Origin of the sequence: Streptomyces sp. BV286 (assembly GCF_019090165.1) — a bacterium.
GTDB lineage: Bacteria > Actinomycetota > Actinomycetes > Streptomycetales > Streptomycetaceae > Streptomyces.
In genome coordinates this window covers 106320-119380 of the sequence record NZ_JAHRIB010000174.1, presented here as the reverse complement: position 1 = coordinate 119380, position 13061 = coordinate 106320, and the positions used below count along the sequence as shown (strand labels likewise).

General features: G+C 68.1%; 8 protein-coding genes and 1 pseudogene. 4 read left to right on the top strand and 5 right to left on the bottom strand.

Annotated elements, in window-relative coordinates; translation table 11 throughout:
• Window positions 1-195 precede the first annotated feature (195 nt).
• A complete protein-coding gene (locus KUF83_RS32415) occupies window positions 196-924 on the bottom strand; it encodes a TetR/AcrR family transcriptional regulator (RefSeq protein ID WP_217458565.1) in 729 nt (242 codons plus the stop codon).
• Window positions 925-1065: 141 nt separating this feature from the next.
• On the opposite strand from KUF83_RS32415, the gene KUF83_RS32410 reads away from it, so the two are divergent.
• A complete protein-coding gene (locus KUF83_RS32410) occupies window positions 1066-1584 on the top strand; it encodes a hypothetical protein (RefSeq protein ID WP_217458564.1) in 519 nt (172 codons plus the stop codon).
• Between the two features lie 422 nt (window positions 1585-2006).
• Here KUF83_RS32410 and KUF83_RS32405 read toward each other — a convergent pair whose 3' ends face one another.
• The gene (locus KUF83_RS32405; RefSeq protein WP_217458563.1) at window positions 2007-2921 is read right to left on the bottom strand and encodes an NAD(P)-dependent oxidoreductase; all 915 of its coding nucleotides are present in this window, start codon (window positions 2919-2921) and stop codon (window positions 2007-2009) included.
• Window positions 2922-2955: 34 nt separating this feature from the next.
• Window positions 2956-3825: an alpha/beta fold hydrolase gene (locus tag KUF83_RS32400; RefSeq protein WP_217458562.1), complete on the bottom strand. Its 870-nt coding sequence runs from the start codon at window positions 3823-3825 to the stop codon at window positions 2956-2958.
• 72 nt (window positions 3826-3897) lie between these two features.
• On the opposite strand from KUF83_RS32400, the gene KUF83_RS32395 reads away from it, so the two are divergent.
• Window positions 3898-4386: a MarR family winged helix-turn-helix transcriptional regulator gene (locus tag KUF83_RS32395; RefSeq protein WP_217458561.1), complete on the top strand. Its 489-nt coding sequence runs from the start codon at window positions 3898-3900 to the stop codon at window positions 4384-4386.
• Window positions 4387-5177: 791 nt separating this feature from the next.
• Here KUF83_RS32395 and KUF83_RS32390 read toward each other — a convergent pair.
• Window positions 5178-5990, bottom strand: coding sequence for a hypothetical protein (locus KUF83_RS32390; RefSeq protein ID WP_217458560.1), 813 nt, complete (start codon window positions 5988-5990; stop codon window positions 5178-5180).
• Window positions 5991-6649: 659 nt separating this feature from the next.
• Window positions 6650-10309, bottom strand: a complete 3660-nt coding sequence (locus tag KUF83_RS32385; protein ID WP_308403229.1) for a helix-turn-helix domain-containing protein — start codon at window positions 10307-10309, stop codon at window positions 6650-6652.
• Between the two features lie 450 nt (window positions 10310-10759).
• Here KUF83_RS32385 and KUF83_RS32380 point away from each other — a divergent pair, with 450 nt between their 5' ends.
• Entirely contained in the window at window positions 10760-11956 is a 1197-nt protein-coding gene (locus KUF83_RS32380; RefSeq protein ID WP_308403227.1) for an acyltransferase, read from the top strand.
• A 186-nt stretch (window positions 11957-12142) separates the two neighbouring features.
• Window positions 12143-13018, top strand: a pseudogene (locus KUF83_RS32375) (IS5 family transposase).
• The last annotated feature ends 43 nt before the right edge of the window (window positions 13019-13061 follow it).

Sequence of the window (13061 nt, the reverse complement as noted above, 5' to 3'; positions counted from 1 at the left end):
GTCGAGCTGATTTCGTCGAAGCTGCTGTCCAGCGGCCCGTTCCTGTAGAGATCGTGCGGAGTCCACGTAGCGCATTGCGGTCTTCTCACCGAGGCCGAAGACCTCGGCGAGGTGGAGTGGATCGGATCGGATCGGGCCCGTGGGACAGGGCGCTTCTTCGAGTTGGCGGTGACGGGATCTGGACGGCAACAGCCGTCACGGGCGCCCGTCGCCGGCGGAGCCGCATGGCGCGCCTGGGCCGATGGGTGCGCCGGGGCCGATGAGTTCGGCCGCGAGGCCGTTGAGGAGGGCTTCCAGGCCATATTCAAAGGTCAGCCCGGGTGCCGCATTGTAGTCGGCGGCAGGGGTGGTGAGGCGGCTGCGCAGCCGCGGGAACTGCATGGCGACTTCGCTCGCCTTCGCCAACGTGCCCTGGATCTGCTCCTGCGCATTGCCGCCGTCGCGGCTGAGCCTTCTGGTCAGCGAGACCATGGCGGAGGCGCCGAGGACGTTGCCGAGCACGAATGTGAAGACGGCGGCCGCTGCCCGGTCCGCCTGCGGACCAGTGAAACCGGCCGCTTCGTAGACGGCGAGGCTGTGGTCGTCGTAGCGCGCCTTTCCTGAGCCGTAGAAGAGGTACGAGCCGAAAGCCTGTACCAGCCACGGGTGTCTGCTGAGCATCGCGTGCAGGCTGCCGGCCATCTTCGTGGCCGCCGTTCGCCAGTCGACCGCGTCGAGATCGGGAAATTCGATCTCGTCCCAGACGTGGTCGCCGACAAGCAGGACGAGGTTGTCCTTGTTCTTGACGTGCCAGTAGACGGCCGTCGCGACGGTGCCGAGCCGTTTGCCCAGGCTGCGCATGTTCAGGCCTTCCAGGCCCTCGTCGTCGAGCAGTTCGATCGCAGTGCGGATGATCTGCTCCTTGGTCAGTGTGTCGCGAGGCATGGCCCCACGATAGGCATCAGACCTCGACTTGCACAAAGTTCAGGACGCTACTTGCACTTAGTTCATGTGAGGCTTAAGTTGCTCTTGAACTTAGTGCAAGCATGGTCGGCGCCGGCGAGCGCCTGATGAAGGAGACCCACCGTGAATGCTTCCGTCGCCGTCATGCAGCTGCTCGTCGCCGCGGCTTTCCTGAGCATCCCGCTGGTGCGTGCCCGCTACGGGGCGACCGCGATGGCGGGCGCGGAGGCGGAACTCGAGCGCCAAGGCATACGGACCACCGCCCTCACCGAGAACGGGATGAGGTTCGATGCCGGCGGCCACGAGACGTGGGCTCCGGTCTCGATCGCCGCGGCGATGACGGCAGTGGCTGCGGTAAATCTGTTCGGTGGTTCGTGGGCCGAGCCCCTGACCTGGGCTTTCCAGTCGATCGTGCTGGCCGTCAACTGCGTGATCCTCTACAGCAACCTGACCGCCGTGAAGTCCGTGCAGGCCGCCTTCCTACGCAAGGACGACCCGGCGCTCGCTCGCATCGACGTCCCCGCCCTCCTCAAGGCGGCCGAGGACGGCTTCCCCTCCTGGGTGTGGGTCCTCCAGAACGCCCGCCACGTCGTGGTGTTCGGCGCATCCGTCCTCGCGCTTGCAACGCTGTTCACCACCTGACACGCCAAGCGGGCCACCTCCATCCGAAAACCCCGACAGCGGCCCGCCTTTCCAGGTGAGAGCCGCTGCCGGGTCGCCGTTTCGCCAGCCTGACCGGGAGCGGACCCGACGTTGAGCACGGGGAGCCGTGTTTCCGCCCCGCGCACTGCGCAGCGAGCCTCGGCCTGTCGGGCGCCGGGGGCTCGCTGCGCTCGTGAACGTCGGGATCGGCTCCGGCTCGCCGCCCGGCTCCAGCAGCAGATCGGCCTTCCAGGTCAGCGGCAGAGTGTCGGCGCCGACGTAGCAGTCCGTCCGGCCGATATGGCGACCCGATGGCGGGTTCGGCGGCAGGGCGACGTTGCGCGTGCACTCGGGTCGTGGAGGGGGTGACGGCGTCTTGTTAGAGTTTCGCGGGTGACCGGAGCCGTCGGCCCTGTACGGCGTCAGGCGCCGGTCTGGGCAGTCTGGGCCGCCTTCCAAGCGCGGTAGTGGAGGGCGGGGTTGTCGGTGAATGAGGTATGCCGGGGGGTCCAGCCGAGGAGGCGGTGGGCCTTGGCGCTGGTGACGAGTTCGTCCTGGTCGGCGGCCATCTGCATCATGCCCCCGGCCTCGGCACTCTCCAGGGTTATCTCGCCGGTGTAGCCGGCAGCCCGTACGGCTGCGTGCTGCATGTCCAGGGCGGTCAGCCTCTGGTCGTCGGCGATGACGAAGGTCTCCCCGTCGACGACGGCGGCGTTGTCGAGGATGCGGACGTAGGCGTCGGCGAGGTCGTTGACGTGGACCCAGCTCCACCGCTTGGCGGCGTCACCGTAGAAGACCGGGCTGCCCGCTTCGGCGGCGGCGAACCACTGACCGGTCATGGAGGTGCTCGCCGGCCCGCCGTACATGAATCCCGGGCGGACCACGGTGTGGGCGAGGCCGGAGGCGGCCAGTTCCTTTTCCAGGCCGAAGCGGAAGCCGATGGGGCTCTCGGGGTTGCCGGGGGTGTTCTCGTCCATGAGGGGCAGGCCGGTGCGGCCGTAGCTGGAGATGCCGGTGGTGAACACCAGGTGCCGACGGCGGCCGTCGCGCTCCTGTGCGGCGAGCAGTTCGGCGAACAGGCGCTGGTCGCCGCCGACGGGGTCGCTCATGTCCATGAGGAGATGGACGACGGCGTCGGTACCTTCAAGGTGCTCGCGCCAGGTCTCGGGCTTGGTGAAGTCTCCCTCGACGGGGGTGACCTCGTTGACCGTGAGGTCTCGGGCGGCGGGGGCGGTGGTGTCGCGGGCCAGGCCCAGGACGGTGTGCCCGGCGCGGGCCAGTGCGGTGGAGACGCGGCGGCCGGCGTAGCCGGTGGCGCCGATGACGAGGATCTGCATGAGATGTGCTCCGTGTGCTGTGTGGCGCCGCGTCTCAGGCGGCGCGGGCGGTGGTCAAGAAGCGGGTCAGCCGGTCGGCCGTCCACGCCGGGTTGTCGGCGGCGAAGGTGTGCGCGGCGTCGGGGACGGTGTCCGCGCGGACGTCGTCAGCGGCGGCGTGCGCGCCCTCCAGCAGGACGCCCTGGGGCAGGCCGTACTCGCCGTTCAGGACGAGGACGGGCATCATCAGGCGGCCGTCCGCGCGGGCGGCCTGGCCGTCCTGGACGAGGGTGGCGTAGTGCTCGAACCCTCCGCGCATCGCGTCGGGACGCGTGTAGGTGCGAAGCAGGTCAGCTCGGTCCGCCTCGGTGATGCCGCCGCGGGTCATCATCGTCCAGAAGCCAGACAGATACTGCTCCTCCTTGCCCGCGGTGAGCATGGCGGCCAGCTCGCTCTGGGCGTGGAAGCCGAAGTGCCAGGAGCCTCCGGTGGCGGGGTTCATGTGCTCCTCCAAGCCGTAGCCGGGAAGGAACGCCTCGCTGAGCACCAGCCGCTCCACGTCGTCGGGATGGTGCTGGGCCCAGACGTGAGCGGTCATCGTGCCGACATCGGTTCCGACCACGTACGCGCGGTCGTGGCCCAGGTGCCTGAGCAGGCGGTGGAGGTCTTCGGCCTCCTCCCGCTTGGTCCAGTGGCCGTCCGGAATCTGGGAGTCGCCGGAGCCGCGCAGGTCAGGGGCGATGACCGTGAAGCCCCGGGCTGCGAGCAGCGGCATCAGAGCCCGCCACTCGATCCAGCTGAACGGCCAGCCGTGAACGAGGACGACCGCGGGTCCGGACCCGCCGACCACGAAGTGGATGCCGACACCGTTGACGTCGGCGACAGCGTGCTGGAAACCGTTTGGTGCAGGTGCTTGGGAAGTCATGCAGCCCCTTAAATTTGCTTGCTTCAGCAACAATCACACTAGTTGCTTGCCCAGTCAAATACAGTGGTTGGCATGGACTCCATCCCGCCCGAAGACGATCCGCTGAACACCGACGAACTACTGCTGTGGCAGAGCCTGGGGCGTCTGGTGCACTCCCTGCCGCGTCTGCTGGAGGAGGACATGGGCCGCACCGGCGTGACCATGACCGAGTTCGCCGCCCTGCTGCTGCTGAGCGAGGCACCCGACCACCGCATGCGCATGTCCGCTCTCGCGACCGCCTCCGGCCTGACTCCCTCACGCATCACGCGGATCGTCGACGGCCTGTCCCGCCACGACATGGTGCGCAAGGAACGCCACAGCCAGGACGCCCGCGGCAGCGAAGCCGTCCTCACCGACACCGGCCTGCACGCCATGCGAGCGGCTCAACCCGCCCACCTCGCCAGCGCCCGGCGCCGAGTTCTCGATCACATCCCGGCCGACCTCCTGCCCGGCATCGCCGAAACACTGGCCCGCCTCGCCGACACCCAGCAGCGACAACGACCTTCCGATCCCACCCCCTGACCGCACGAGACGCCCGCGGATCGCGCGGTGGCCTCTTTCCATGTGCGTTCCTGCCGCTCGCCCGTCGTCACCCTCGGCCAGCCAGGGCGCGTTGGGATCGCGCAGCGGGCGCAAGGCACCGACAGCTGGGGGGTGGAGGCGGTGAAGCTGTAGCGGCCGGGCCAGGTTGCGGAACCGGCTCCACGCCGGCCGGGGCCGCGGCTGGCACGCGCCCACCCGGTGGCCGCAGGAGTGGCGGTTGCCCCGCCAGCGCCTGCGCGTACCTCAACCGCGCTCGGTTCACCCCGAACCCGCGCGGCGCTCGCCAGGTTCGACACCGAGGCCGTGAAGGTCAACCGGGGTGAACCATTCGTCCACGAGGTGCACGGGTCATCTCTCCAGGTGGTCGCCATCAGGCCGCACCTCAGCGCGCGCCGCCTCAAGGAATCGACGCCGGACGCCACCAAGATGCGCCCAGGCTCTACTGCCGTCCGGCGTCCCGTGCCAGTACGTCTCGCCAAGAGCGTTGGCGAGGTCAGTGACCGCGTCGTGAAGCTCTTGCGAGGCGATCAACGTCAGATTGTTGCGCAGAGACCACATGCGGTGGATCAACTCACTCGGTCGATCACCACCGTCACTGATGACACGCTCGATCTTTTGATAGACCGCGACGAACTCCTCGATCGCAGCCTTCCGTTCAGTTCGGACCTGCTCCGCAAGTGTCCGAACCGGAGGAGCTGCGTTTCTACCAAGGCGGCAAGGCGCCGCTGCTGGGCCCGGTTCACCGCAGCCCAAGCAGGGGTCAGTCCTGCTCAGGAGGCGTCCAGATCCACACCCGCGAGCTCGGGCATGGCCCGTAGAAAATCACGGACACTGTGAAGTTCATCCAGCCGCTGCTCGTAGGACTCGACGCGCTGCGCGCAGTCCGCAGCAAGGTCGGTCAGCGGTCTCAGCAGATCAGTACATGACGCGATGATGATCGAGTCGTAGTTGCCCAGATCGGAACCGATCGTGAGGTCGAGGAAAATTCCGTCGTCCCCGAGGATGTGGCCCAGGGCCGGCCGCACCGGGCCCCGCAACGCTGCGGTCAGGCGCTCGAAGCGTTCGGCGCCCGGGGCGACGGCGAACACGCTGATCTCCGAGGAGGCGTCGAAGATCACGGCGTGCAACGCGGACACCAGATCCCGCGGGGTCGCCAGCGGAAACAGGCCCGCGCGACTGGCGTTCTCCACCTCCCACGCGGTGGGGCGGATTGTGAGCGCGGCGCGTCCGGGAACGAAACCGTTGTCCCGTGACTCGGCGGTCAGTTGCTCGGCGTCGACTTCGTACTCCCAGTCCACCAAAACTGGCTCGCGTCCCAGCGTCCGTGCGGCGTCGTCGCGGTAGTACGTCGGAATTGCATAGCGGGCGAGCCCGGCTGTCAGGCGCCAGACCAGACCCACGTAGACGGCGACTTCCTCCGTGTTGTTGTTATTCACCGCCCACTCGGTGAACGGTGTCTCTCCCTCAGGCCATTCTTCGAACAGCCCTGGCCAGTGCCTGGACACAGCGACGTCGTCGCCCGGAGCGTAGTGGAAGACGTGGGTGTCGTGACGCTGGACGGCAGCGAACCGGATGGGATGCACGGCGTCAACCTAGCCGCCATCCCATTGCCCAGGCTCGCTGAAATTCCCTTCGACCGTGCAACGGAAGCGGCGTGGCCCCGAACCGGTGACATCAGTTCACCTACATATTGATCTTGCTTCGGAGACGCAGACCGACTCCCGAACTCGTGTGGAATGACCTCCCTGGAACCTGGCACAGCCATACCCCGCACTGACCTGGGCGCTGTGCGCTTCAGGGCGGGGTCACGCAGCAGCGGCCGTTGTTGTCCCAGAAACCGGGGCGCACCCGCTGAGGCAGCCCGGAGTGGGTGACCGTGCGTCAGCAGCGGTCAGCAAGTGTGGGTACGAGAGGGTCGGCCGTGGCTACCCGCAGCAGCCGGAAGACCTGGGCGTCGCCGGCCGCGCCGTGGCCCCAGCCGTAGCTGAGGAGATCGATCGCATCGGGAAGTACTGCGGGGTGGAGTGCAGCGCCAGGAAGCCCTCCGGCCCTGCTTCGTCACGCACCGCTGTGTCCGCGGCGCCGGCCAGCGACAGATCTACCAGGTCGGCATGGCCGGAGGCCCGGCCGACCCTGCCAAGCGTCAGGCCAATGCCGAGCGTGCCGTGCAAGTTGGCCGGTACCTCCACTACGGTCAGCTCCTGGGGCCGGTGCTTGAATCACGGGGTGCTGCCGTGAGGTCCTATCGCTCCGATGCCTGGCAGCCGGCTTCAGCGGACTTGTTGTGCAGGTAGCGGGACTGTTCCAGGGGGCTGAGAGTGGTGTCGATGGCCTCGCAGATGTTACGGATCGCGCGGACCGGATCGGGCAGGTCGACGTTCCACAGCCCGACGGAACTGTCCGTGCCGATGGCCAAGGTCCGTCCGTCCGGGCTGAACGCCACCGGTGCGAGCGAGCGAACCGGCAGGGTGATTCTCAGCTGACTGGTGGCGAGGTCCCACAGCTGGACTCCTCTTGCGCTGCTGGCGGCCAAGGTACGCCCCTCGGAACTGAACGCCAGCGACGCCACCTCGCCGCCGACGCTGAAGCTGCCTTGCAGCCGACCGGTGCGCGTATCCCATGTCTTCACGGCTCCGCTACTGCTGCTTGCGGTGGCCAGGGTGAGCCCGTCCGGGCTGAACGCGAGAGACAGCGGGCCCCCTCTCGGCTTGATAGTGAGCTGTCTGCGGCCTGTTTCTGAATCGAGCAGCGTGACCTGGTCGCCGTCGGCCTCGATGTCTACGACGGCGAGTGTGCGGCCGTCCGGGGTGAACGCCGACTCTCTGACGGATCGGCCGTGACCGGTGCGGACAGTGTGCAGCGAACCCGTTGAAAGGTGCCAGATCCTCACCGCCCCCTTCGCGCCAACGACGGCGAGCCTCGCCCCGTCAAGACTGAAGACCGCCCTTCTGGCCCCCAGGGCACGGCTATTGCGAAGACGGCCCGTGGCGACATCCCGGACCTCGACCACCACACCGTTCTTTGTGGCCCTGACGGCCAAGGCGCGCCCTGTCGGGCTGAACCCCACAGCCCCGAGGCGCCGAACCGGGAATGGCAGCTGCTTTCCCCTGAATGCCACGTCGGTGTCGAGCGCCAGTGTGGCTTCATGGTCACCGGTCCTGACATTCCAAAGCCGCACCGACCCACGGCCGGGCGGGCCTTGGTGAACCGTGGCAACCGCGCGTCCGTCCGGACTGAATGCCATGTCGTCAACGGACGTGCCGGCACGGCCTCGCAGCATGGTCAGCGGAAGGTCAGCGGCAAGGCGGTGAACACGGACGGTGGGGTCCGAGTTGCCGGTGACCAGGGTGCGGCCGTCCGCGCTGAGAGCCACTTTCAAGGCCCCGCGTCCGTGGCGCCCGGCGGTCACGGTGGCTTGTGCCGTGCCGGAGGCGGTGTTCCACAGTCGTACCGTGTCCCCACGCCCCGGAATGGCGAGGGTCCGCCCGTCCGGGGCGAAGGTCACCTTGTTCCACTCGACGCGACCATCCCTGATAGTGCGCCGGACAATGCCAGTGGCCGTCTCCCGCAGTTGCACCGAACCGTCGGTGCGGACAGCCGCGTATGTCCGGCCGTCAGGGCTGAAAACCACCCCCTCGCTTTGGCTGTCGTGCGCATTTCGGGTGCGGCCGGTGGCCACGTCCCACACCCGCACCCGCCCGTTGTCTACGGCGGCGACGGTACGTCCGTCAGGGCCGAAGGCGACCGCCTGCGCATCGAACTGGCTGGCGAAACTACGCCGCTGGCGGCCGGTGGCGACATCCCACACCCGTACAGCTGCCGGGGACGAGGCGGCGACGGTGCGACCGTCAGGGCTGAAGGCCATCCCTCGTACTGAACCGTCGGAGACGGTGATGGTTCTGAGTTTCCTGCCGGTGACTGGATCGAGTAGACCTATCAGCCCGTCGGAGCCACGGACGGCAGCGACAGCGAGAGTGCGTCCGTCGGGGCTGAACGCCGCGACTTCGCCGCTGTCGTAGCCGGCGAGTGTGTGTCGGAGCTGCCCCCCGGGCAGACTCCAGATCCGAACCTTGCCGTCTCGGCTGTTGGCGGCAACGGTGCGTCCATCCGGGCTGAGGGCGATGGAATCCACGGGTTCGCTGCCGCCGATGAGGCGCTTTCGCAATGGTAGGGCCGCAGCCGCATACAGGGCGGCGGTGGCTTCGCGGGTCGGGCTGGTCCGGTAGGCGTGGACAGCGAGCAGTGAGGCGAGGTCGGGATCGGAGTCCAGCAGTGCGCCGGACTGGGCGGCCAGTTGCCGGGACTGGGCGAGGTGTTGGGCGGCGACCGCGCTCTGCCACTGCCCCACGGCGAGGCCGGCAGCGACGAGGGCGAGACACAGGACGGCGGTGACCGCAGTCAGCACCAACCGGTACCGACGACGGCCCTTCTGCTCGTGGTTGCGGCTGGCGTCGAGGAAGGCGCGCTCAAGGTCGTTGAGGTCTGCGCGCGATGCGCCGCCGAAGTGTTCCTGGGCGGCGGCGAGTCGGCTACCCCGGTACAAAGCGCCCCGTTCGCGCCCCAGTTCCGTCCAGGCGTGAGCCGCTTCGGTCAGGTTCCGGTGCACACGCAGGCGATCACGGTCCTCCTCGATCCACCCGCTCAACCGCGGCCAGCCCGTGATCAGGGCCTCGTGGGCCATCTCGACCGTGTCGCCGTCCAGGGTGAGCAGCCGCGCACCGGCGAGTGCCTCCACCACGTGGGCCGTGTCCTTTCGGCCGATGCCGGGCAGCGCCGCGCGTTCGACGGGACGGCGGGTGTCAGGGGTGCCGTCCCCGGGAGCGACCAGACGCAGCAACACCCGGCGGGCGGCAGCCGCCTGGCCTTCGGTGAATTGGCCGTAGACCGTCTCGGCGGTCCTGGCGACAGCGCCGTCCAAGCATCCGGCTGCCTCGTACCCCGCCATGGTCAGTGTCTTGCCGCGGCGGCGGCGCCAGGTCTCCAACAACGCGTGGGACAGCAGCGGCAGCCCGCCCGGCGCGTCGGCGACCTCCTTGACCAGCCGGGCGGTGAGGGCACGTTCCACGTGCAGTCCGGCGTCCGTGGCCGGTTTGACGACGGCGTCGCGCAGTTCCGCAGGGCTCATCGCACCGGCCAGGAGGTTGGCATCGCGTAACGCGTCGGCCAGGTCGCGGTGCTCAGCGCAGCGGCCGTAGAAGTCGCCGCGCACCGCCAACAGCACCCGCAGGCCGCTCTCGGGCTTCCGGGAGGCCAGGAGCAGATCGATGAAGCGAGCACGCTCGGCGGCATCGTGACAGAGGCTGAAGACCTCCTCGAACTGGTCGACGATCACGAAGGTGTCTGCTCCTGCGCTGCCGTCGCCGGGAGTTGCGGGGGCGAAGAGGGATGCGTGGGTTCGGGCCGGACGTTCGCCCGGGGTGAGGATCCGGATCGCGGACGGACGCAGGTCCGGCTCCTGAGTCTGCCGGAGGGCGGGTATCAGGCCGGCCCGCAGCAGGGAGGACTTGCCGCTGCCGGAAGGGCCGAAGACCGCCGCGAACCGGCGACGGCGCAGCAGGTCGACCAGGTCGGCTGCGAGTTGTTCCCGGCCGAAGAACAAGGCGCTGTCCCCGGTCTCGAACCGTGCCAGGCCCCGATAGGGGGCGGGTGATCCGTCGTCGTCCCGGCAGCCGTCACCGGCGGACTCCTCCACCGTGTCCTTCCACCGAGCCTCCCATTCCACCAGGTCTCCCCCGCACGCCCCCACATAGGCCAGGGCCACCGGCAGCGTCGGCAACTGCTCGCCCGCAGCCGCCTGCGACAGCGTGGTCACCGAGTAGCCCGCCCGCTGGGCCAGCGCCCGGTAGGTGATCCCGTCCGCCTCCGCCCTCAGCTTGCGTAACTCGAACGCGAACCGCTGCACCGGACCTGCTGCCGGATCCACCGGCACCTCACGACGCCCCGCCACACCCTCACCCCTCCAACTGCCCCTGCGTCAGCGCGGGCAGCCAACCCATGCATCCTGCGACGCCCGACGGCTCGCGCGCCCCGTTCCATTGTTCGGCCGCCAGAACGGTACTGCCGATCAATGCTCCAGCCGCTGAACTCGGTGATGCGAGCGGTGCAGTGGACCGCTCAGCGCAAATCCCTACTGGTCACCGGCCGCCAGCAGAGCCTGCAAGCGCGCGAGCAGGATCGAAGGCTTGGCGATCTCCCCCACCCGATGCGGATCGCGTCAGCACCCACCCCACGACACGCCCAACCATCACCCCACCAAAGAGGACTCTGTCTGCGCATGCAATCCCCACCTCTCCGGCCTGCTTCACCGGAACATTCACTCTCGGCCAGATCGCGACTACTGAAGGTCCTCACGGTGGCCGGTTCGTCGCGGTTGGGCTGGCTGGACGCCTTGCGCGGCATCGCCGCACTCGTCGTGGTGTTCGACCACTCCTCGCACACGTTCATGGCGGACTTCCGGAGGGAGTTGATGCCGCAGTTCAACACCAGCCGCTACGGCATCATGGTGTTCTTTCTGGTGAGCGGCTACATCATCCCCGCGTCGCTGGAGCGCCGGGGCTGCGTCCGAACGTTCTGGATCGGACGGATCTTCCGTGTGTACCCGCTGTGGGCGGCTGTCGTCGCGGTGCTCCTTGCCGTCAGCCTCTTGGGAATTGCGGAGGTGCGTGACTTCGGTCAGCAGAGCGCGGCCGCTGTGGCTCTCGCACACGCCACCATGCTCCAGGAGTTACTGGGGACACCCAACCTCCTACTCATCCTGTGGACGCTTTCGTACGAGATGTCCTTCTACCTGCTCGTCGTCGCTCTCTTCTCGGTCCGTCTTCACCAGCAGTCTGCGGCGGTCGCCGTCATCTTGGCCGTGCTCGCAGCTGTGAGCGTGACGGCCGGGGTGGTGCTGCCGTCCTCTGCCCTGTCCGGCCTGGTCGGCACCAGCCTGCTGATCGTGTTTGCCTCGATCATCATGGCGTCCGCCATCTGCTGTGCGAGCGCCAGGTCACCCGTACTCCGGGTGTTCGGAGGTGCGCTGGGTGGTGTGCTGGCGCTCGCCCTGATCGCGTTCAACGGCACGGTCCCGGCGTGGGAGGGCCTGGTGATCCTCGCCATGATGTTCCTCGGCACCGTCGTCTACCGTGCCGAGAACGGTCAGAACGCCTGGCGCCATGCGGCTGGCACCGCCGTCATGGTGGTCGCCTGCGCCGTGGGGAGTGCGTACTGGTACGGCGACGGGGACCACTTCACACGGCGCGGCTGGATCGTCGCATTCCTGCTGGCTTTGCTCACCTTCGGCGCCGGACTGGCGACGCGCCACCGGCGCATGCCGCGGGTGCTGACCGGCTTGGGGACGATCAGCTACTCGGTCTATCTGGTGCACCCGGTACTGCTGGCAGTTGTCGACAGCACAATCGGCCGACGGCGGCAGGACAGTCTCGCACTCGAAGCGGCGTTCTTCACCGTGCTATTGCCTCTGTGCGTGCTGACGTACCGCTACATTGAAGTGCCTGGCCAGGCTTTGGGCCGCAGGATGGCTCGACACGTGCAGCCGCCGGGATGAGCGCTTGTGCCCACCACATAGCCAAGCCGGCATCGTCGAAGCGCAACTCGCCGACGTCCAGCCCGCAGATACAGCCGAAGAGTTCAAGTCCAGTGCCGATCGGAGAAGCCTACGGGCACCACCAAGCAAGACGTCGTCCTAGGCCGTGTATCGAAAGTGGATCTTGGCGATGGATGATTGTGGTTCATGGCGCGGGGATATCTCACGGATGAACAGTGGTCGGTGCTGGAGCCGTTGTTGCCGAGGGGGACGAAGGCGGGATGACCGCCCGTCTGGCCCCGGCGGCAGGTGGTCGACGGCATACGGTTCCGGGTCCGGGCAGGGGTTCCGTGGCGGGACGTCCCCGTTGAGTACGGGCCGTGGGGCCGGATCTACGACCTGTTCCGCCAATGGCAGCGGGCCGGCACCTGGCACCGGGTCCTTACCCAGCTCCAGTCCCTGGCTGATGCGAAGAGTGCGATCACGTGGGAGCTGAGCGTCGACTCCACGGTGTGCCGTGCCCATCAGCATGCAGCCGGGGCTCTGAAGCGGGGTGACCTGTAGAAGGAACCGCCGGGCTGTGTAGTCACCGAGCTCCGTGATCACGGACTGGGACGCTCGCGCGGCGGGTTCACCACCAAGCTGCACTTGGCCGTCGAGCAGGGTCAGAAGCCCATGTCGATCGTGATCACCGCTGGACAGCGCGGTGACTCCCCACAGTTCGAGGTCGTCCTGGGCCGCGTTCGGGTGACCCAGCTCGGGGCCGACAGGCCCCGCACCCGGCCACGGCAAGTGCGGGCCGACAAAGCCTACGCCTGCCGCAAGAACCGGGCCTACCTGCGGCGCCGCGGCATTCGCTGCACCATCCCGGACAAGGTTGATCAAGTCCGCAACCGCAAGAAGCGGGGGTCCTCCGGTGGCCGACCGCCGAAGTTCGACCGGGAGGACTATAAAGCGCGGAACGCGGTCGAGTGCGGCATCAACCGCCTCAAGAGGCACCGTGCCGTGGCGACGAGATACGACAAACTCGCGGTCCGCTATGAGGCAACTGTCCTCATCGCGGCCATCAACGAGTGGCTGTAGTCCGCATGCGCCTGCCGTTCGTGGAGCACCTGGGATCGAGCGC